This is a genomic window from Prodigiosinella confusarubida (genome assembly GCF_002847015.1).
Lineage (GTDB): Bacteria > Pseudomonadota > Gammaproteobacteria > Enterobacterales > Enterobacteriaceae > Prodigiosinella > Prodigiosinella aquatilis.
Map to the genome: position 1 here is coordinate 3,268,735 of NZ_CP025085.1, position 19,779 is coordinate 3,288,513.

21 protein-coding genes and 2 pseudogenes are annotated in these 19,779 nt (G+C 49.2%); 19 read left to right on the forward strand and 4 right to left on the reverse strand.

Annotated features, from left to right (window positions below):
* Positions 1-4: 4 nt before the first annotated feature.
* From CWC46_RS14865 to CWC46_RS14880, 4 genes are all read left to right on the forward strand, one after another.
* Entirely contained in the window at positions 5-913 is a 909-nt protein-coding gene (locus CWC46_RS14865; protein WP_021015769.1) for a baseplate assembly protein, read from the forward strand.
* Positions 906-1,517: a phage tail protein I gene (locus CWC46_RS14870; RefSeq protein WP_021015768.1), complete on the forward strand. Its 612-nt coding sequence runs from the start codon at positions 906-908 to the stop codon at positions 1,515-1,517. The genes CWC46_RS14865 and CWC46_RS14870 overlap by 8 nt, the downstream gene beginning before the upstream one ends.
* Before the next feature lie 226 nt (positions 1,518-1,743).
* The gene (locus CWC46_RS14875; protein ID WP_021015767.1) at positions 1,744-2,763 is read left to right on the forward strand and encodes a phage tail-collar fiber domain-containing protein; all 1,020 of its coding nucleotides are present in this window, start codon (positions 1,744-1,746) and stop codon (positions 2,761-2,763) included.
* Complete coding sequence (locus CWC46_RS14880; RefSeq protein WP_021015766.1) at positions 2,763-3,377, forward strand: tail fiber assembly protein; 615 nt, start codon at positions 2,763-2,765, stop codon at positions 3,375-3,377. The genes CWC46_RS14875 and CWC46_RS14880 overlap by 1 nt, the downstream gene beginning before the upstream one ends.
* Before the next feature lie 137 nt (positions 3,378-3,514).
* Here the strand turns inward: CWC46_RS14880 and CWC46_RS14885 are convergent, their stop codons facing one another.
* The 3 genes and pseudogenes from CWC46_RS14885 to CWC46_RS14900 all read right to left on the reverse strand — a co-directional run.
* On the reverse strand, positions 3,515-3,946 hold the full coding sequence (locus CWC46_RS14885) for an FkbM family methyltransferase (RefSeq protein ID WP_021015765.1): 432 nt from the start codon (positions 3,944-3,946) through the stop codon (positions 3,515-3,517).
* An 8-nt stretch (positions 3,947-3,954) separates the two neighbouring features.
* A complete protein-coding gene (locus tag CWC46_RS14890) occupies positions 3,955-5,034 on the reverse strand; it encodes an acyltransferase family protein (protein WP_021015764.1) in 1,080 nt (359 codons plus the stop codon).
* A gap of 438 nt (positions 5,035-5,472) precedes the next feature.
* Positions 5,473-5,712, reverse strand: a pseudogene (locus CWC46_RS14900) (IS5 family transposase); the annotation flags it as partial.
* 29 nt (positions 5,713-5,741) lie between these two features.
* Between CWC46_RS14900 and CWC46_RS23555 the strand changes: the two are divergent.
* From CWC46_RS23555 to CWC46_RS14930, 7 genes and pseudogenes are all read left to right on the forward strand, one after another.
* Positions 5,742-6,059 carry a hypothetical protein gene (locus tag CWC46_RS23555; protein WP_021015762.1) on the forward strand — a complete coding sequence of 106 codons (318 nt, stop codon included), beginning with the start codon at positions 5,742-5,744 and terminating at the stop codon, positions 6,057-6,059.
* Positions 5,969-6,309 (forward strand): annotated as a pseudogene (locus tag CWC46_RS23560) (tail fiber assembly protein). The gene CWC46_RS23555 and the pseudogene CWC46_RS23560 overlap by 91 nt, the downstream one beginning before the upstream one ends.
* Before the next feature lie 258 nt (positions 6,310-6,567).
* Positions 6,568-7,725 (forward strand): phage tail-collar fiber domain-containing protein, encoded by a 1,158-nt coding sequence (locus CWC46_RS14910; protein ID WP_021015760.1) that lies wholly within the window; start codon positions 6,568-6,570, stop codon positions 7,723-7,725.
* Positions 7,725-8,339: a tail fiber assembly protein gene (locus CWC46_RS14915; protein WP_021015759.1), complete on the forward strand. Its 615-nt coding sequence runs from the start codon at positions 7,725-7,727 to the stop codon at positions 8,337-8,339. Before CWC46_RS14910 ends, CWC46_RS14915 begins: the two co-directional genes overlap by 1 nt.
* Positions 8,340-8,668: 329 nt before the next feature.
* Positions 8,669-9,937 carry a phage tail protein gene (locus CWC46_RS14920; protein WP_021015758.1) on the forward strand — a complete coding sequence of 423 codons (1,269 nt, stop codon included), beginning with the start codon at positions 8,669-8,671 and terminating at the stop codon, positions 9,935-9,937.
* A complete protein-coding gene (locus tag CWC46_RS14925; protein ID WP_021015757.1) occupies positions 9,937-10,518 on the forward strand; it encodes a tail fiber assembly protein in 582 nt (193 codons plus the stop codon). Before CWC46_RS14920 ends, CWC46_RS14925 begins: the two co-directional genes overlap by 1 nt.
* Before the next feature lie 158 nt (positions 10,519-10,676).
* Positions 10,677-12,029: an esterase-like activity of phytase family protein gene (locus tag CWC46_RS14930; protein WP_021015756.1), complete on the forward strand. Its 1,353-nt coding sequence runs from the start codon at positions 10,677-10,679 to the stop codon at positions 12,027-12,029.
* 168 nt (positions 12,030-12,197) lie between these two features.
* On the opposite strand, the gene smrA is transcribed toward CWC46_RS14930, so the two are convergent.
* Complete coding sequence (gene smrA / locus CWC46_RS14935) at positions 12,198-12,761, reverse strand: DNA endonuclease SmrA (RefSeq protein WP_021015755.1); 564 nt, start codon at positions 12,759-12,761, stop codon at positions 12,198-12,200.
* Between the two features lie 364 nt (positions 12,762-13,125).
* Here smrA and CWC46_RS14940 point away from each other — a divergent pair, with 364 nt between their 5' ends.
* From CWC46_RS14940 to CWC46_RS14975, 8 genes are all read left to right on the forward strand, one after another.
* Positions 13,126-14,295, forward strand: coding sequence for a phage tail sheath protein (locus CWC46_RS14940; protein WP_021015754.1), 1,170 nt, complete (start codon positions 13,126-13,128; stop codon positions 14,293-14,295).
* A gap of 14 nt (positions 14,296-14,309) precedes the next feature.
* Entirely contained in the window at positions 14,310-14,831 is a 522-nt protein-coding gene (locus CWC46_RS14945) for a phage major tail tube protein (RefSeq protein WP_021015753.1), read from the forward strand.
* 64 nt (positions 14,832-14,895) lie between these two features.
* Entirely contained in the window at positions 14,896-15,186 is a 291-nt protein-coding gene (locus tag CWC46_RS14950) for a phage tail assembly protein (protein WP_021015752.1), read from the forward strand.
* Between the two features lie 32 nt (positions 15,187-15,218).
* Entirely contained in the window at positions 15,219-15,338 is a 120-nt protein-coding gene (locus CWC46_RS14955) for a GpE family phage tail protein (RefSeq protein WP_071790860.1), read from the forward strand.
* On the forward strand, positions 15,331-17,646 hold the full coding sequence (locus CWC46_RS14960; protein WP_021015751.1) for a phage tail tape measure protein: 2,316 nt from the start codon (positions 15,331-15,333) through the stop codon (positions 17,644-17,646). Before CWC46_RS14955 ends, CWC46_RS14960 begins: the two co-directional genes overlap by 8 nt.
* Positions 17,647-17,659: 13 nt before the next feature.
* Positions 17,660-18,154: a phage tail protein gene (locus tag CWC46_RS14965; protein WP_021015750.1), complete on the forward strand. Its 495-nt coding sequence runs from the start codon at positions 17,660-17,662 to the stop codon at positions 18,152-18,154.
* Positions 18,151-19,344, forward strand: coding sequence for a contractile injection system protein, VgrG/Pvc8 family (locus CWC46_RS14970; protein ID WP_021015749.1), 1,194 nt, complete (start codon positions 18,151-18,153; stop codon positions 19,342-19,344). The genes CWC46_RS14965 and CWC46_RS14970 overlap by 4 nt, the downstream gene beginning before the upstream one ends.
* Before the next feature lie 98 nt (positions 19,345-19,442).
* Positions 19,443-19,658, forward strand: coding sequence for an ogr/Delta-like zinc finger family protein (locus tag CWC46_RS14975; RefSeq protein ID WP_021015748.1), 216 nt, complete (start codon positions 19,443-19,445; stop codon positions 19,656-19,658).
* Positions 19,659-19,779 lie beyond the last annotated feature (121 nt).

Below are 19,779 nucleotides of genomic sequence, written 5' to 3' on the forward strand. Positions count from 1 at the left end.
TACCATGCCCATCATTGATCTGAGCCAGTTACCTGCCCCCAGCGTGGTCGAAACGCTGGATTTTGAAACACTATATGAAGAACGCAAAGCAACACTGCTCTCGCTTTACCCATCGGACCAGCTTGATGCCATCTCTCGCACACTGGCGTTGGAATCAGAGCCGCTGGTGAAGTTGTTGCAGGAAAATACCTATCGGGAAATACTGCTGCGCCAACGCATCAACGAAGCCGCACTGGCAGGCATGCTGGCCTTTGCTCAAGGAAATGATCTCGACCAGTTGGGTGCCAATGTCAACGTTTCCCGCCTGGTAGTCACCCCGGCGGATGATACAGCCATTCCTCCGACATCAGCTGTCATGGAATCAGACTCCGATTTCCGGGTTCGTATTCAGCAGGCCTATGAGGGGCTGAGTGTCGCTGGCTCTGTCGGTGCCTATCAGTTCCATGGACGCAGTGCCGATGGTCGTATCGCTGATGTTTCTGTTATTAGCCCCAGTCCGGCGAGCGTTATCGTTTCAGTCCTATCCCAGGAGAATAATGGCAGCGCCAGCGATGAACTGATAGCTATTGTTAACACCGCACTGAATGCCGAAGACGTTCGACCGGTGGCCGACCGAGTAACGGTACAATCGGCGGTGATCGTTCCTTATCAAATTGAAGCGACGCTCTATCTCTATCCCGGCCCCGAAGCAGAACCGGTTCGTGCAGCGGCCGAACAAAAACTGATCAGCTACATCAGTGCCCAACATCGGTTGGGTCGTGACATCCGTCGCTCAGCCATCTATGCCGCGTTACACGCAGAAGGGGTTCAGCGAGTAGAGTTGGCACAGCCCGCCGCCGACATCGTTCTCGACGAGACTCAGGCATCATTTTGTTCTCATTACCAGTTAACCCTGGGAGGTACTGATGAGTAACAACTGCTTGTTACCACCCGGTTCTTCCACCCTGGAACAAGCTGCCGCTCAAACGGGTGCCGAGTTGGAAAAAACGCCGATCCCGCTGCGTCAGCTCTGGAACCCTGATACCTGCCCGGTCAGCTTGCTTCCCTACCTGGCCTGGAGTTTATCTGTCGACCGCTGGGATGAAAACTGGCCAGAAGCCACCAAACGTAAAGTCATCAAAGACTCGTTTTTTATTCATAGACACAAGGGAACCATTGGCGCATTAAAGCGAGTCGTTGAGCCACAAGGTTATCTGATTCGCATCAAGGAATGGTGGCAGACCGGTGGTGAACCAGGTACCTTCCAACTGGATATCGGTGTGCAGGAGAACGGCATTACTGAAGAGACATTTCAGGAACTGGAGCGATTGATTGCCGATGCTAAACCGGTCAGCCGCCACCTGCTGGGATTAAACATCAATCTGGACAGTCGGGGCACGACCTATCTGGGGGCCAGCCTCTACAGTGGTGATGAGCTCACCATCTATCCGTATTTCCCGGAAACCATTTCCGTGTCGGGCAATGACGTGAACGGCGCAGCCGTTCATCTCATCGACAGCATGAGCATCAGCGTCTGACTTACCATTCCTGATTTCCAACCTTCTCCCACAGCCAGCTTCTGCTGGCTTTTTTTTCTATGGGCTGTTGTGCCATCGGCATGACTACGCTCACGGCGTGTCCTGGCAGCCGCCAACAGGCATTATTGATTTGTTCGATTAGCCAAACATAAACAACTTATTCAGATGTTTTTCATCGATGTCGCACCACACATCATGTTCAATTACGGCGATATGAGAGGACTACATGAGTACGAAATATTTTACCCTGCTGACCAATATCGGTGCAGCGAAACTGGCAAACGCCACCGCGCTGGGTGAGCGTCTTGCTCTCACTCAGATGGCGGTGGGCGACGGTGGCGGCACACTGCCCGCTCCCGACCCAACGCAAACCCAACTGGTTAATGAACAACACCGGGCCGCGATCAACACGTTGAGCATTGACCCGGAAAATACCAACCAGATCATCGCTGAGCAAATTATCCCGGAAAACGAAGGCGGTTTTTGGATCCGGGAAATCGGGCTGTATGACGCAGATGGCGACTTGATCGCTGTTGCCAACTGCCCGGAAACCTATAAGCCACAGTTGCAGGAGGGCTCCGGACGTATTCAAACTATCCGCATGATCCTGATAGTCAACAGCACCGATGCCATTACGTTGAAACTAGATCAATCGGTGGCATTAGCAACACGTTCATACGTGAATGACAAATTTTCCGATGCAACGCTAACTGGTACACCGACCGCGCCCACCGCCGTCAGCGGCAACAGTTCAGACCAGATTGCGACCACTGCGTTTGTCACGGCGGCGACCGACGAGGTGGATGCTGTTCTGGCGAAAAAGCTAGATATTGCCGAACTGGTTGGCATCCCGCTACCCTGGCCGCAGGCCACCGCGCCAACTGGCTGGCTAAAATGCAACGGTCAGACATTCAATACAGCGTTATATCCAATGCTGGCCATGACGTATCCGTCCGGCACCTTGCCCGACCTGCGCGGCGAGTTTATTCGCGGTTGGGATGATGGGCGCGGGGTAGATTCAGCGCGTGCGCTTCTATCTGCGCAGGCCGCAACGTGGATTCAGCCGAACATCGAAAACAACACCGCCGCGACAACAATCAAAATCGATAATGTGGATAGCACATTTAATACAGGTGAATATTCAGCGGTCAGCAATCTGACAGAATACGGGCACGACGGATCGCGGGCGCGTTCGTATATACGCCCCCGCAACGTGGCATTTAACTACATTGTGAGGGCTGCATAATGAGTGATTCAATTCAGGCACAAACACACCTTAATAATACCGGGCTGGCCGTAAACGCGGGCTGGATAACTGTTTACCATGTTGACCCACAGACCCGCGAATATTGCGGGGCCAGTGATGAATACCTGATGCAGGGCGTCGGTATTCCCGCCGACAGCTACGCCGATGAACCCACATCACCCGAAGCCGGTCAGGCGCTACGCCGCACGGCAGACGGTAGCGCATGGGAACAGGTGCCCGATTATCGTGGCCAGACGGTATACGGCACGCAAACTGGCCAGGAGCAAACAGTCACCGCCCTCGGTAATTTACCAGATGATGTGACACTGATGGCACCAGCAACGTCGTATGATAAATGGGATGGCAGCGCGTGGGTAACCGACACTGACGCCCAACACGCCGCCGCTGTCACTGTTGCACAGCAGCAACTGGCAACACGCCGCGCAACTGCTAACGCCCGTATCGCGGAGCTCACCTACGCGGTGGATCTCGCCATGGCAACCGACGAGGAAAAAACCGCATTACTGGCGTGGAAAAAATACGTGGTATTACTGAGTCGCATTGACACGTCTACAGCGCCGGATATTGACTGGCCGACGGTGCCAACGTTGTGAGACTGAATACCGCAACAACGTTCCTCCGCAGCTAGACCAACGTTCTTATTACAGAGGGACAACACCGCTCGTTGTTGTCCCCTTTCTCATCCAACGCCTGTAACGTGCTTCGGCAAAAAACGCTCCCCATAATACCGTCACCCAATCACAGCGAAACATATCTGCCAAATAACATCAGTTTTGTCAGACAGAGCCATTGGGAAATGGGAAACGTTACTTTCAAATCCATTCTCTGCCAAACTTAACAGTATCATTCGACAGTTTTCAGAATTAGGTTCAAATGCAAGCACTCTGCCATTTTCACCAACGAGTGATGCAGCCGGCATCGTATGGGCACCGATATTCACGCCAATATCAAGTACTGTCATTCCAGGACGAATCTTCTCTCGCATGAAATTAGTAAGGTGCGGCTTGTGTTGATCTTCAGCAATCATGCCGGAAAAAACAGCAAAGTCGAGGTGACCCAGCCATAACTGAAAGCCATCAAATTGCTTGAGTAGTAATTCTCCTTTGTCAAATCGCAGGCTCATTCGTGTCGGGTGAGTCTGCCGATCAAAAGCACCGATCATAGTTCTTATTATTTAGGGGTAATTTCAGTAGCGTACTCTCCCCCCTTGGGAAACATCGCGCTACGTGATTTTAAAAAATAACGCTCAACATAAACCCATGAAAACGATGCCAGCATAGTTGTAATTAGCATGGATGCTATCAAACTCCACCAAAAATTAAAATTAAGCTCATTTACAACTATCTGTTGTATGGGGTATGCGTATATATAAATCCCATAAGATATATCAAATCTACCTTTAATGATGCAATCGCTGAATGAAAGACATATTGGTAATATTATCACAGGGACAGACAAGTAAAAAATCACATCATTTTCATTTTTTTTGCTTAGAATTATTATTGCAAGTGCACCAAGGAACACCATCAACGCCTTGTATTTTCTTGTGTCCCAATACTTTTGTGTACAGGCAAGAAACGCCCCAACGGCAAACGGAGTCAGGAAAAGGCTACCCCTAACCAAGGATTGATGAAAAGATATGTGGTTTACGACAAACTCTTTTATGATTCCTGGCATTGGATTGTCTTGAGTAAAGTAAGCTAAAGAGAAACAAAAAAACAATGCCATTGAGGATTTTATAATCAAATGCCTTTTCGTAAAAATAACAATCATTACCAAAATATAAGCGGTAAACTCATACCCAAGAGACCAAAGACTTCCATTTAATCTATTTTCATGGATATACCCTGATGCAAACCCATTAATATCAATAGGCACCCAGTTCAGAGTAATATAACCAACAAATGTCGCAAAGGCGGTTTTTGATGTCATATACTCTACTGCATCCCCATTTCCAAATAATGGACAAATTATATATGTCATTATTGCCGAGCAAATTATTAATGCCGGAAATATTCTCTTGCACCGATTTTCAATATATACAATGGGGCTTTTTGTTTTTATGTAACTTTTTGTTATTAGAAATCCTGATATTGAGAAAAATACAATAACAGAAAATGTTCCTAGTTTTGTAATTTCAAAAACTTTAGGCTCAGCAAGTCCATTAAACGCATAATGATGGCTGAACATTACAGCAAAGGCTGCAATCAGCCGCACGATATCAAAGAGGTTGGAACGGGTTGTTTGCAACTTGAAAGGCCTGTTCGTAAAATTATTAGTAATTATATCATTATTTTATAACCAGGAACCATTCGATCACAACCCATTGAAGTAATAAAATCCTAACTAATCCATAAAAATTATATGGATAATGGTGTCTGCACAACTGGCCATTTGTTTATCGACACAAAAATGTCCATGCGTTCTTCCAACTTTATTTCCAGCCAGATCAGTCCGTTGGCCCTCCCTCCTCAAGACTTCCTTGATCTGCGACAATGTCAAATAATGCTGTATATATAAGGGTCTTCCCCTGTTGTGGTGGCTAAGGGCATTATAATGGCAGTTTTGATTTTCTGAGGAGCCTGCCATGGACGAAAAGTCCCTCTATGCCCATATCCTTAACCTGTCAGCCCCGTGGCAGGAGAAATCCCTTTTTCTTGATGAAAAATCTGGTTTAAGCTGTGACCCTTAACTTAACAACCGCTTCAAAAATAACCTGATCGCCCCCAGTTTTAGCATACTCAGGTAGTTTCTGGCTGTTTTTTCCGAGCGTGTAGCGATACGACGATTTTCTTTGAGTATCGCAAAGCAGCGCTCCACGACATTGCGTTTTTTGTACAGGCGCGTGTCGAGGGGCCGACGTCCGTCCTGACTGGCCTTCTCGTTCGATTTAAACGGAATAACCGCTTTTATTCCTTTTATTCTCAAATGAATGCAAAGGTTGTGAGGGCTGCATAATGAGCGATTCAATTCAGGCACAAACACACCTCAATAATACCGGGCTGGCCGTAAACGCGGGCTGGATAACGGTCTATCATGTCGACCCTCAAACCCGTGAATACCGCGGGTCCAGTGATGAATACCTGATGCAGGGCGTCGGTATTCCCGCCAACAGCTACGCCGATGAACCCACGCCACCCGAAGCTGGTCAGGCGCTACGGCAGACGGTAGTGCGTGGGAACAGGTGCCCGATTATCGCGGCCAGACGGTATACCGTACCCAGACCGGCCAGGCGCAAACCGTCACCGACCTCGGTGATTTACCGGAGGATGTGACACTGATGGTACCCGTTACGCCATTCGATAAGTGGGACGGTGCGGCCTGGGTAACCGACACCGACGCCCAACACGCCGCCGCACCGCCAATGACCGTATCAATGAACTCACCTATGCGGTGGATCTGGCTCTGGCAACCGACGAGGAAAAAAACGCATTACTGGCGTGGAAAAAATATGTAGTGCTGCTGAGTCGCATCAATACCGCTACCGCGCCGGATATTGACTGGCCGACGGTGCCAACGTTGTGAGACTGAATACCGCAACAACGTTCCTCCGCTGCTAAATCAGCGTTCTTATTACAGAGGGACAACACCGCTCGGTGTTGTCTCCCTTCTTATCCAACGCCGGTAACGTGCTTCGGCAAAAAACGCTCCCCATAATACCGTCACCCAATCACAGCGAAACATATCTGCCAAATAACATCCTTTTTCTTCTGCGATGTGCTTCGAAACTTCGTTGATGTCGCACTGCGGCATCATTCCATTCCAACCGTATGAGTAACCTGCATGAGTACAAAATACTTTGCTCTATTGACAACTATCGGTGCGGCAAAACTGGCAAACGCCACCGCGCTGGGTAAGCGTCTTGCTATCACCCAGATGGCGGTGGGTGACGGTGGTGGCACACTACCCACTCCCGATCCAGCACAAACCAAACTGATTAATGAACAGCGAAGGGCCGCTCTCAACACTTTGAATGTTGACTCGCAAAACCCCAACCAGATTATTGCCGAACAGGTGATACCAGAAAATGAAGGCGGTTGGTGGATACGTGAAATAGGTCTGTATGATACTGACGGTGATCTGGTCGCTATTGCCAACTGCCCGGAAACCTACAAGCCGCAGTTACAGGAAGGTTCTGGGCGTATCCAGACCGTGCGCATGATTTTGATTGTCAGCAACACGGAGGCGGTGACGCTGAAAATTGACCCGGCTGTGGTGTTGGCCACACGTCAATATGTTGATAACGCGATTATTGAAGTCAAGGCCTATGCCGACAGCCAACTTGCCGCGCATGTTGCCGCTGATAATCCGCATTCTCAATACGCCCCGATTAACAGCCCGGCATTGACCGGCACACCGACCGCGCCGACCCCGGTACAAGCGACAAACAGCACACGGATTGCCACCACGGCCTTTGTTACCGCTGCAACAACCAGTCTATCGGCTAGCGTCACATCGGAACTGGCGTTAAAACTGGGTATCAGCGAACTGGTGGGCATCCCGCTCCCCTGGCCGCAGGCCACCGCACCAACCGGCTGGCTAAAATGCAACGGTCAGACATTCGATACAGCGTTATATCCAATACTGGCCACGGCGTATCCGTCCGGCACTTTGCCCGACCTGCGTGGTGAATTTATTCGTGGTTGGGATGACGGGCGTGGGGTTGATAGTGGTCGCACACTATTATCGCAGCAATCCCACGCGATGCAGCAAATGACAGGCAGTGTACCCGGGGTGCACGCACAAACATTGGGGGCCCAATTCGGGGGGTTAGGAGTATTAAAAATGTACCATACTGACAGCACAATAGCCCCAGCAGCTGGGGGGGGCGACTATGGTGGGTTTGTTTTGGAATTCGATAACAATGTCACCGGTATAAACGTATCGACAGAGAATAGGCCACGCAACCTGGCATTTAACTACATTGTAAGGGCCGCATAATGAGTGATTCAATTCAGGCACAAACACACCTCAATAAAAACGGGCTAGCCGAAAATGCCGGCTGGATAACGGTTTACCATGCTGACCCACAGACCCGTGAATACCACGGGGCCAGTGATGAATACCTGATGCAGGGCGTCGGTATTCCCGCCAACAGCTACGCCGATGAACCCACATCACCCGAAGTCGGTCAGGCGGTACGCCGCAATGATGACGGTAGCGCGTGGGAACAGGTGTCCGATTATCGCGGCCAGACGGTATACCATACCCAGACCGGCCAGGCGCAAACCGTTACCGCCCTCGGTAATTTACCGGATGATGTGACACTGATGGCACCAGCAACACCGTATGATAAATGGGATGGCAGCGCGTGGGTAACCAATACCGACGCCCAGCACGCCGCCGCTGTCACCATCGCACAACAGGAACTGACCACACGCCGCGCAACTGCTAACGCCCGTATCACGGAACTCACCTACGCGGTGGAACTCGCCATGGCAACCGACGAGGAAAAAAACGCATTACTGGCGTGGAAAAAATACGTGGTATTCCTAAGTCGCGTTGATACCGCTACCGCGCCGAATATCGACTGGCCGACGGTGCCGGAGAACTAACTTCGCCACAATCTTTTCCACTCGCTCCAACTTTACGTGGTGTGATATATCGCTCAGGCAAACGTGCGTTTATCACACCCGTATAAGCTGGTCTTTTGTTTTAAAAGCACTGACAACATTTCGTGTTTTTTATCGTCATCATCCACATAACAGTTTATCTGCTGAATATTCTTGTCGTGCCATGCAGCTATAAACGCGCATTACGTGTCCTCACTCCAACCAACAGGCATCATTATTTTGTTCGCTTAGTGACAACTCCCGATTCTGATTTCCGTCACCGGTGTTGTACACCAACATCATTTTCAACCACAGTTGTATAAGTAGGTTATATGAGTACAAAATACCTTGCTCTATTGACGAACGTCGGCACGACGAAACTGGCAAATGCCACCGTGCTGGGTAATCGTCTTGCCATCTCGCAGATGGCGGTGGGTGACGGTGGTGGCACACTACCCACTCCCGATCCAGCACAAACCAAACTGATTAATGAACAACGACGGGCCGCTCTCAACACTTTGAGTGTTGACCCTCAAAACGCCAACCAAATCATCGCTGAACAAGTTATTCCTGAAAAAGAAGGCGGTTGGTGGATCCGTGAAATTGGCCTGTACGATACTGACGGCGATCTGGTCGCTGTGGCTAATTGCGCCGAAACGTACAAACCGCAGTTACAGGAGGGTTCCGGGCGTATTCAGACTGTACGCGTAATTTTGGCTGTCAGCAGTACCGAGGCAGTGACGCTGAAGATTGATCCCGCCGTAGTGTTGGCGACACGTCAATATGTTGATAACGCAGTTATTGAAGTCAAGGCCTATGCGGATAATGTGTTGTCCGAGCATGTTGCCGCCGCTAATCCCCATAAACAATATGCCCCGATTAACAGCCCGGCTTTGACTGGCACACCGACGGCACCGACACCGGTTACTGGTACCAATAACACGGAACTGGCAACCACGGAGTTTGTTCAATCCGAACTCAATAACGCGTTAGTGGGCATTCCACTCCCCTGGCCTTCCGATACTCCCCCTTCTGGTTATGCGCTTATGCAGGGGCAATCTTTTGATAAAGCTGCCTATCCATTGCTTGCAACTGCATATCCTTCAGGTGTCATCCCGGATATGCGCGGCTGGATGATTAAAGGTAAATCAGTAAGCGGTCGTGCATTGCTATCACAAGAGCAGGATGGAATTAAGTCACACATCCATAGTGCCAGTGCATCCAATACGGATCTAGGTACGAAAAATGTTTCTTCCTTTGACTACGGCACCAAAACGGCCAGCACTTTTGACTATGGAACCAAATCAACCAATACGACGGGTGAACATACTCATACCATTTACAGAGGTAATTCCAACACCAACAGTCAAACAGATAAAACCGGTTTTGATAACCCGTCTTTTAACGGTACATCAGGTGCAGCGGGTAATCATGCCCACACGGTAACTATTGGCTCTCACAATCATACCGTAGGAATTGGTCCCCATTCTCATACAGTCACTATTGGTGCACACAGTCACACAATCACTGTTGCTGCATCGGGTAATTCAGAAAACACCGTTAAAAACGTCGCATTTAATTATATAGTAAGGCTTGCATAATGACTTTTAAAATGAGTGACGCAGAGCAAACCGTTACCGTTTACAGCCTGCGGTCAGATACCAATGAATTTATTGGTAAAGGTGGCATATTTATTCCCGCATTTACCGGGCTTCCTGCAAATTGCACGACGGTAAAACCACCGGAAACAAAAGACGGTTTCATCACCATTTTTGACACAGAAAATCAAAAGTGGCTTGTCAGTGAAGATCACCGCGGCGAGGTTGTGTTTGGTACTGAGGCTGGTAATGAAATTGTAATAACAGAGCCGGGACCCTATCCGGCAGGAACGACGCTCATCGCTCCTGCAAATTCCTGGCAAAAATGGGATGGTACTACCTGGGTGGATAATGTCGAAGCTGAACGTGATGCATTAACTGGAGAAGCCCATGCAAAAAAAAACACACTGCTTAAGCAAGCCAATGATGCAATTGCAACTTTGCAGGATGCTGTTAGTTTCGACATAGCAAGAGAAGAAGAAAAAACACTGCTTGTTGCATGGAAAAAATATCGGGTGTTACTCAGTCGCGTTCAGCCAGAAGATGCGCCGAGTATCGACTGGCCAGTGATACCGACGTTGTAATTAATTTCGCCCACACATCAATTGCGGTGGGATATCTCACCGCATCTTATCCAGCGTTGTTATCATTCATTACGCTACCGCTTTATCCCTCGTCATAAAACTGTCGCATTCCAGATTTAGTGTATTTCAGCCAATTCGATAATTATCGGGATACTACTATGCGCGTTTGCCTTTCTGCACTGGCTGTTGCCTTATTACTCCAAACCGCTCAAGCGGCGGATATTCATACTGAACATTACCAAATCACATTCCCTGCCAACGACCATGTTGCCTACAACGGTGCATGGAAGGCTAATTTCCCCGCTGGTTTCCCCATGGGGGTCGGTTCCGGGCTGGTATTTACCGGACGCAATGGCGATAAATTGACGTTTACAACCGTCACTGATCGTGGGCCGAACGCCGATGCGCCGAAATACCAGTGTCATGACGCTAAAATTTTCGCCACACCGGATTTCACCCCGTCATTAATGACGATTACCGTTGATGGCAAAACAGCGCAGGCAACGGCACTGCGTAAAATTCACGATGATCAGGGCCCCATCAGTGGCTTGCCGTTACCCAGTTCTCTAGTGGGAACTACCAATGAAATCGCCCTGAATGATGTTTTAAAACAACAACCTGATGATAGCCGTGGACTGGATACGGAAGGGATTACGCCTGATGGCAAAGGCGGCTTCTGGCTGGCGGATGAATATGGTCCATTTCTGATTCATATTGATGCCCAGGGAAAAATTCTGCAAAAATTCGGCCCGACGCCGGAGAAAAATGAACAGGGTATTGCGAGTGGATTACCCAATATCATCAAATGGCGCCAACCAAACCGCGGTTTTGAAGGGATAACCCGGATGCCAGATGGCCGCATTCTGGCCGCTGTGCAAAGTACGCTGAACATTGACGGGAAAACCAAAAATCGAGCGATATTTACCCGTCTGGTCAGTTTCGATCCGGCAACCGGTAAAACGGCGATGTATGGTTATCCGCTTGATGTTAATCACTGGAAAAAAATGGCAGATGCCAAGATCGGTGATATGGTCGCGCTGGATAACCATCAGGTGCTGGTTATTGAGCAAGGTGCGGATAAAGAGAAGGTAATGCACAATATTATCTATCGTGTTGACCTCGACAAAGCAACGGATCTGACACCTTTCGACCAGCAACCGGCCGAGTGGGATAATGCAGCAACACTCGCCAAACGCGGTATCAGCCTGGCGAAAAAACAGGAGATTGTCGATCTGCGCAAACTCGGCTGGCAGCCGGAGAAAGCCGAAGGACTGGCGCTTATTGATGCTAAAACGCTGGCCGTCACCAATGATAATGATTTTGGTGTGCAGGCCGTGCTGATTAATCCAGTAGATGGGGTGAAAAAAATCGGTAACTATCAGGCCGATGAAAGCGGAAAATTGTCGTTAGATGGCAAACCCACAGCAACGAGCATCGAATTAAAACCCTTACCTGCCAATGAATCGTCCAGCCAGATTTGGATCATCCATCTGCCAAAAGCGCTGAAATAATTACCGTATTAACCGCATTTTCCTGTCCATCCCGGAGACTATTCCAGGATGGATAGTCTCCCGATTTTTCTCGCTGAGTCGCATTGCGTTGCCAAATAAGCGATTAACGGGTTGCAACGGCTACGGCCGATCTTTCCAGGTACAGAACGTTATCATGGGGAATACCACTCACCGGCTGCGCTTGGCATGGCGTTCACGATTATCCAGACGGGACTGCTCAGATTTTCTCAGTGCCACATAACAGGCACCGGTCCCACCATGAAAAGGCTGTGCAACGCAAAAAGCCTGTACCGCATCAAACTGTGGCAACCAGCGCGACAGGTAGTTACGGATTACATTTGCATGTGATTTATCATGTCTGCTTTTACCATGAATAATCAATAAATTACGCAGATGATGTTTTTGCGATTGTTGCATGAAAGCAAATAAGTTCTGCCGGCAGGTTTCCACCGGCTGGCGTAGTAAATTCAGACTGGCATCCAGTTGATATTTTCCTTGATGCAATTTGTCCAGAACACCTTGCTGAATGCCATCACGCTTGAACTCAATCGGTTCGGAACACGGGAAAAGATCAATAAACCCGGTAATCAGAAAATTATCCGGCTCAGACGCTTCACACGGCCTGACAGTCGTGTTGAGAGGCGAAGGCTTCAGATAAACGATGGATGAAGGTTCCAGCGGTTTGACATCATCCATAGCATGTTGAAACAGCATTTTCTCGTCGGCGTTCATATTGATGCCCCCCACGCTTGCGCAGACAACCCCCCTACTATAACGGGAGTGATAGAAAATATCACACCCGTACTGCGCTGGGTTTTATACACCGATTTATTTACTGATGTCATAAGCAGTGATAAACAACCATCGTCTTCCGCTTTTGATTCCCATTCTTTAATAATTTAATAATTTAATAATTTAATAATTTAATAATTTAATAATTTCAAGTAGTTAAATAAATTCAGGAACAAATGACCTCACTATTTCGCACCAGATTAGCTCGGCATTGTTGTGTCATCCCGTGCTAAACCTGGTTTTGATGCTCCTGCTTCACAAACGCGGCACCATTAGCTGCACCCCACAACAGGAGACATTCTGGATGAGTGATTTTCATCACGGCACGCAGGTCGTCGAAATCAACGACGGAACCCGCGTAATTTCCACCGTATCAACCGCGATTGTCGGCATGGTCTGTACCGGACCAGATGCTGATGTCACAACCTTTCCACTCGACACTCCGGTATTAATTACCGATGTCATCACTGCCGCAGGCAAAGCAGGTAAAACCGGGACACTGGCCGCTGCACTACAGGCGATTGGTGACCAGACCAAACCAGTTACCATCGTTGTCCGTGTTGCTGAAGGCGCCGATGAAGCCGGAACGGTATCCAATATCATTGGCGGTTCCACTGCCGATGGAAAATATACCGGGATGAAAGCCTTGCTGGATGCGCAGGCTGTCACTGGCGTGAAACCACGCATTCTTGGCGTTCCTGGACTGGATTCTCTGCCGGTCGCCACAGCACTGGCGTCAATATGCCAGTCACTGCGTGCTTTCGGCTACATCAGCGCGTATGGCTGTAAAACGCTGTCAGAAGCGATCAAGTATCGCGACAACTTTAGTCAGCGTGAACTGATGTTGATTTGGCCGGATTTCATCGCCTGGGATACCACGGCGAATGCCAGCGCCAATGCCTATGCCACCGCTCGTGCTCTGGGTCTGCGCGCCAAAATTGACCAGGATACCGGCTGGCACAAAACACTGTCTAACGTTGGCGTTAACGGCGTCACTGGTATTTCCGCCAGTGTGTACTGGGATCTGCAAACCATTGGTACCGATGCCGATCTGCTCAACGACGCTGGCGTTACTACGTTGGTGCGTAAAGACGGGTTCCGCTTCTGGGGCAACCGTACCTGTGCAGATGATCCATTGTTCTTGTTTGAAAACTACACCCGCACGGCGCAGGTTCTGGCTGACACCATGGGTGATGCGCATATGTGGGCCGTTGACAAACCGGTAACCGCTACGCTTATCCGCGACATTATTGAAGGTATCAAAGCCAAGTTCCGCGAACTGAAATCCAACGGTTACATCATTGACGCCGACTGCTGGTTTGATGACAGCGCCAATGACGAAGCCACCCTGAAGGCGGGAAAACTGTACATCGACTACGAGTACACCCCGGTTCCGCCATTGGAAAACCTCACACTGCGCCAACGCATCACCGATAAATATCTGGTGAATCTGGCCGCATCCGTTAACAGCTAAGGAGCCACAGACACATGGCAATGCCACGTAAACTGAAATACCTCAACCTGTTTAATGACGGTTTGAGCTACATGGGACAGGTCAATTCCATCACCCTGCCGAAGCTGACTCGCAAACTGGAAAACTACCGCGGAGGCGGTATGCACGGCGCAGCATCAGTGGATTTTGGTCTGGATGATGACGCACTGGTACTGGAATGGTCTATGGGCGGTCTGCCCGACGAAACCTTCTGGAGCCAATATGCTCTGCCGGGCGCCGATGCGGTGCCGCTACGTTTCGCCGGCTCTTATCAGCGCGACGACACTGGCGACGTCACGGCTGTTGAAATCGTTATGCGCGGTCGTCATAAAGAGATCGATAGCGGCGCAAGTAAGCAAGGTGAAGAAACCGAGGTAAAAATCTCCACCCAGTGCACGTATTACAAACTGACCATCGACGGCAAAGAGATGATCGAAATTGACACCATCAACATGATTGAACGTGTCAATAGTGAGGATCGTCTGGAGCAACACCGTCGCGGTATCGGCCTGGCCTGATACGTCACCCTAATCTGACCAGCTTCGGCTGGTCATCCTTTTGACCTTTTTTGAGATACTTATCATGACGGCTGAAACAATAGTACAAGACAATGTAGTTATCCTGAACACGCCTATCAAACGCGGCGAGATACTGATTGAATCCATCACACTGATTAAGCCTACCGCTGGCACGCTGCGCGGCATCGGCCTGGCTGCGCTAGCCAATGCCGATGTGGAGGCGTTAATTAAAGTACTACCCCGTATGACCTACCCTTCTTTGACGGAAGCTGACGTGATCGCACTGGAACTGCCAGATCTGATCGTACTGGCGGGCAAGGTGATCGGTTTTTTGTCACCGAGCTTGGCACACTAACGCTGCCTTCCAGCCTGACGGTTGACGATTTGATGGCCGACATTGCAGTCGTTTTTCATTGGCCGCCATCAGAGCTTTACCCCATGAGCCTGGCTGAGCTTGTTCACTGGCGTGCCAAGGCGTTACAACGAAATGGACAACCCAATGAATAGTTCCCCTCAGCTGCGAGCATTCGCACTTGCCACTACTCAGGCGTCATATCGCCTTTATGACGCCGAGCAAGGTATTAAGTCGGTCAATGATAGTCTGGACACTATCCAGGCGAATTTTAGAAAACTGACCGAACTGGCCGATTTAGTCTCTCAGGGCAGCACGCATGTTATTGATCTCATCAATGATGGTAAAAAACTCGCCAAAACGGCAAGCAGCCTGAAAGATCGGGTAAAGGCGCTTAAAGCGCCTTTTATTCCCACGGTTGCACAACGTAAAACGCAAAACACCGCCACTAACAGCACTGAACCATTAAAAAATGTAAATAATTCAGAGTCATCTAACAAAAACAGAAGCATTGAACAGAAAAACCGCCCCCAAAAAGTCAATGCAAAATCAAAACCGCGTCGCAATAAAAAACAGAAGCTGAAAACGGGCAATCGTCCGCAAGGTAACATCGCCCGTCATCCTCAGACACAACCCGAAAATACGACTGGCAGCACTCCCCACATGGAAAAAAACAGCGTGGGAAAAGGACAGAAACTGATTGCCAGGGTCAGGAAAGGGGCAGGAACCGCCAAGGTATTTGCGCAGAAAAGCGCCGCTCTGGCACAAGCATTCGGTGAAAAAAGTGCGGAATTTCTTAAACCAGGCTATGACTTCTCCCAGAAAAACGCTGAATTACAGGCTAGCCTGGGCCTGAATTCAAACTCGACCGATGCCAGCAGACTTAAAGATCAAGCACGCCACATTGCTGACACCACCCCGCTTTCGCCTGCTGAGGCAACAGATGCACAGCTGACCATCAAAAAACTGGGCGGCAATAAAGATACCATCCTGGCAGCAGCGCCAACGACAGTTGCCATGTCTCAGACTAATGGCGGAAGTATTGAAGATAATGCGGCGATGTTGCTTAAAACACGTGATGCATTTGGACTCGCCAGCAGTGCATTACCTCACTTGGGCGATGTCATTACCACCACACTTCAACAAAGCGAAACGACTTTCGACGGATTCAAAACCGCAATAGACACAGTCGCGCCGGTCGCCAAATCGGCCGGTATGAGTGTAGAAGAAACCAGTGTAATGCTCGGTGCTCTGGCACATGCAGGCATTACAGGAAGCGAGGCGGGAAATGGCAGTCTGGCAGTACTGGAGAGTTTAAAAAATCCGACAGAGGTGGCTCAACAAGCGCTGGGACAATTAGGTGTAACTACCGTTGATGCTAGCGGACAGGCCAAATCTTTATTTGCCGTACTGGATGAATTGCATTCCAGTTTTAAACGCCAAAACATCGATGCTTCACAGCGTGACCAATACATGAATACCCTATTCGGTCCGCAGGGAGCCACTTCCGCTAACGCCTTAATGACCCAGTCGCAAAACGGCACGGTTTCACAGCTGACCGATAATATCAGCAACGCAGACGGCAGTGTTAACACAGCGTTATCCGTACGACAGAACAGCCTGTCCGGCGATATCAGTGCGCTTCAGTCAAGCTGGGAAGGACTCAGAACCGACATTTTCACCCAGCAAGATGGAGCAATTCGTGATTTGACTCAATCAGCAACTCACTATCTGTCACTACTCGACCAGTGGATTCAAAAGAACCCCGCCGTTGCCAGCACAATAGGCAATATTCTGGCTGCCGCAGAAACATTCGCTTCTGTCGTCGCAACCATTGGTTCGGTAGCGCAGACAGTGATTAGTGCCATCGATGGCATTATGTCAGCAGGCAAATTAATCGGGCCGCTGTTTATCACAGTTTTTCGTCTGGTTGGATCACTACTGAGCCTATTGATGACACCAGTAGGACTTATCGCCCTCGGTGTCGCTGCTGTTGTTGGTGGAGGATATGCCTTATGGAAATTCTTTAGTGGCAACGATGATGCGAAGAAGAAGCTAAATGAAGCCCAGGATCGCATGAGTAGCAACAGTGAAAATCCGCTTTTAGCGGAGTCCGCAAATAAATATCTCAGTGAACACAACAAAGCCAAAGAAACGCTGAATCTGCCACAAAGCAACCCCATTACCGATGCGCAATCCGCTGTATCGTCCGGGAATGTGAGTGCCGACGCCGGGAATACGCTGGGCAACGCGACAGAAAACCGCAATTACACCGCGCTGGCACCCGTGAATAACAGAAGCTATACCGACAGCAGTGTCATCAATAACAACGTACAGGTAACCGTGCCGGAAGGTTCCTATCGCGAGCAGATAAAACAGTACATCGACGACGCGCTGAATAAACAAGCTCAGGAACATCAGAATCGCCAGTTGAATTATATGACCGCCGACGCCCTTAATTAAGGAATTATTGCTCATGATGTTAACCCTAGGACTATTTGTTTTTCACCTCCGGACCCTGCCCTATTCGACCTTGAAGCGAGATGTGAGTTATCGCTGGAAAGGAAACGAACGAATTGGATTACGTAATGCTTATCAATATCTTGGGAAAGGAGATGAATCGATAACTCTTGCCGGCACGTTAATGCCCGAGGTTTCTGGCATTACCAGCAGATTATCGATGGCAGCCTTGGAATATATGGCAGCGTCAGGTCGGTCCTGGCCGCTGATTGAAGGTAGCGGCACCATTTACGGCATGTTTGTCGTCGAAAGCTTTAACTATACCGGCTCTCAACTCTTTTCAGACGGCAGTGCCCGCAGCATCGCATTCACCCTGACGCTCAAGCGTATTGATGAATCACTCATTTCAACATTTGGCGATCTTTACGACCAGGCAACGCAGTTATACAACGACAAGGTCGCCCCCGCATTGTCTGAGGCGACGAGTGCTATTGGAGGATTGCTGTCGTGATTACCAATAATCGCATTGATATTGGCGCCCAAATGGCGCCAGATTTTCTGATCACGTTAATAAAAAACGAGACTGCCGCTTCATCGAGTACAACCAAGTTGCAACAGAACAGTGTCAACATCAGCCAGCGTCTAATCTCAATGAGTCTTGAAGATAATATTGGTTTTACGTCAGATAGCCTGACAATAACCCTGGATGACAGCGACGGGCAGTTACAGATGCCGCAGCGTGGAGAAAAGATAGCCGTCAGTATTGGCTGGAAAGGTCAATGGCTAACGCGGAAAGGGAGTTATATCGTCGATCAAATCACTTATACCGGTGCCACAGATAAGATCACAGTGATGGCCCGCAGCGTGGATTTTCGTGGCACGTTTAATAGCCCGCGTAGTGATTCCTATCACGCGACGACACTTGGCGATATTGCCAAAACCATTGCTGAACGCAATGAACTGAGCGTTGCGATCGACACGTCATTGTCCCTGAAAACCATCGAGCATGTTGACCAATCAAACGAATCGGATGTGAAATTCATCAGCCGGATAGCCCGTCAATATGGTGCCACGGTGACCCTTAAAAACGATGTGCTGATCCTATTTATCGCTGGTTACGGGAAATCGATTAGCGGTAAGTCACTGGCCACCGGGTTGATTGAACGCCGTGATGGCGATTCGCATAAACTCTCTATTGTGGACCGGAAATCGAAACCGGTGGTGATAGCAAAATGGCACGATTACAGAGACGCAAAAACACATTTCGTGAAGATTTCAACCAGGGAAGTTCAAACGACTGACCCCACCATTACACATCCCAAGGCACAATCAACGACCACCGCGCAACAAACGTCGGGGAACTTGCTATCCGGCGATCAACAAAACACCACCACACTGTCAAAAAGTTATGCAAATAAAGACGACGCCACGCAGTCAGCTGTTAGCCAGTGGGCACAGCTTCAGCGCGAAGGCGTTCAATTCACACTTAGGCTTGCCAAAGGGATGGAAAAACTGATCCCCGGCATGTTAGTGAATATCAAGGGTTTCAAGCAGATCATTGATGATAGGCTCTGGAATATCAAAAAGTTGACGCACACCATTTCCAGCACGGGTTTTGTCACCGAAATGGAACTGGATGTGATGATGCTCGACCTGGAATACGATATTGAATACGGCATTGAGAATGAAAAAAAATCGTAGGGCGAATTTGCAAACTTTTAAGTTTGCAAATTCGAATTTAATGCTACAATGAACCTGTAACGTACTTGATTAACCCGAACATATAAGGTGATTTCAAAATGATGCATTGTCCATTGTGCCGCCACGCCGCCCATGCCCGTTCCAGTCGCTATCTTTCAGAAAATACGAAAGAACGTTATCACCAGTGTACTAATGTGAATTGTGGTCATACATTCGTGACGATGGAAGCGGTTACGCGTTCCATTATGGTTCCGGGAAAAACCGAACCCGTTGAAGAACAGCGCAGCGATAAATCCAATACTCTCAGTGTCTGAGTTTCTTTAGTCTCCTCTCCTTCTCTGTCCGTCTTCCCCACCGCCCGGTGGGGTTTTTTGATCATATCACCGCGCGCGTAATCATTGCCTGCCCCTCGTGATACCCCCGTTATATTAGAAA

Coding starts and splice junctions, on each gene's coding strand:
- CWC46_RS14960 (WP_021015751.1), top strand. CDS start 15,331: ATGAATAGTTCCCCTCAGCTGCGAGCATTCGCACTTGCCACTACTCAG.
- CWC46_RS14950 (WP_021015752.1), top strand. CDS start 14,896: ATGACGGCTGAAACAATAGTACAAGACAATGTAGTTATCCTGAACACG.
- smrA (WP_021015755.1), bottom strand. CDS start 12,761: ATGAACGCCGACGAGAAAATGCTGTTTCAACATGCTATGGATGATGTC.
- CWC46_RS14975 (WP_021015748.1), top strand. CDS start 19,443: ATGATGCATTGTCCATTGTGCCGCCACGCCGCCCATGCCCGTTCCAGT.
- CWC46_RS14925 (WP_021015757.1), top strand. CDS start 9,937: ATGACTTTTAAAATGAGTGACGCAGAGCAAACCGTTACCGTTTACAGC.
- CWC46_RS23555 (WP_021015762.1), top strand. CDS start 5,742: ATGAGCGATTCAATTCAGGCACAAACACACCTCAATAATACCGGGCTG.
- CWC46_RS14865 (WP_021015769.1), top strand. CDS start 5: ATGCCCATCATTGATCTGAGCCAGTTACCTGCCCCCAGCGTGGTCGAA.
- CWC46_RS14910 (WP_021015760.1), top strand. CDS start 6,568: ATGAGTACAAAATACTTTGCTCTATTGACAACTATCGGTGCGGCAAAA.
- CWC46_RS14940 (WP_021015754.1), top strand. CDS start 13,126: ATGAGTGATTTTCATCACGGCACGCAGGTCGTCGAAATCAACGACGGA.
- CWC46_RS14965 (WP_021015750.1), top strand. CDS start 17,660: ATGATGTTAACCCTAGGACTATTTGTTTTTCACCTCCGGACCCTGCCC.
- CWC46_RS14915 (WP_021015759.1), top strand. CDS start 7,725: ATGAGTGATTCAATTCAGGCACAAACACACCTCAATAAAAACGGGCTA.
- CWC46_RS14955 (WP_071790860.1), top strand. CDS start 15,219: ATGGCCGACATTGCAGTCGTTTTTCATTGGCCGCCATCAGAGCTTTAC.
- CWC46_RS14930 (WP_021015756.1), top strand. CDS start 10,677: ATGCGCGTTTGCCTTTCTGCACTGGCTGTTGCCTTATTACTCCAAACC.
- CWC46_RS14875 (WP_021015767.1), top strand. CDS start 1,744: ATGAGTACGAAATATTTTACCCTGCTGACCAATATCGGTGCAGCGAAA.
- CWC46_RS14880 (WP_021015766.1), top strand. CDS start 2,763: ATGAGTGATTCAATTCAGGCACAAACACACCTTAATAATACCGGGCTG.
- CWC46_RS14870 (WP_021015768.1), top strand. CDS start 906: ATGAGTAACAACTGCTTGTTACCACCCGGTTCTTCCACCCTGGAACAA.
- CWC46_RS14885 (WP_021015765.1), bottom strand. CDS start 3,946: ATGATCGGTGCTTTTGATCGGCAGACTCACCCGACACGAATGAGCCTG.
- CWC46_RS14920 (WP_021015758.1), top strand. CDS start 8,669: ATGAGTACAAAATACCTTGCTCTATTGACGAACGTCGGCACGACGAAA.
- CWC46_RS14945 (WP_021015753.1), top strand. CDS start 14,310: ATGGCAATGCCACGTAAACTGAAATACCTCAACCTGTTTAATGACGGT.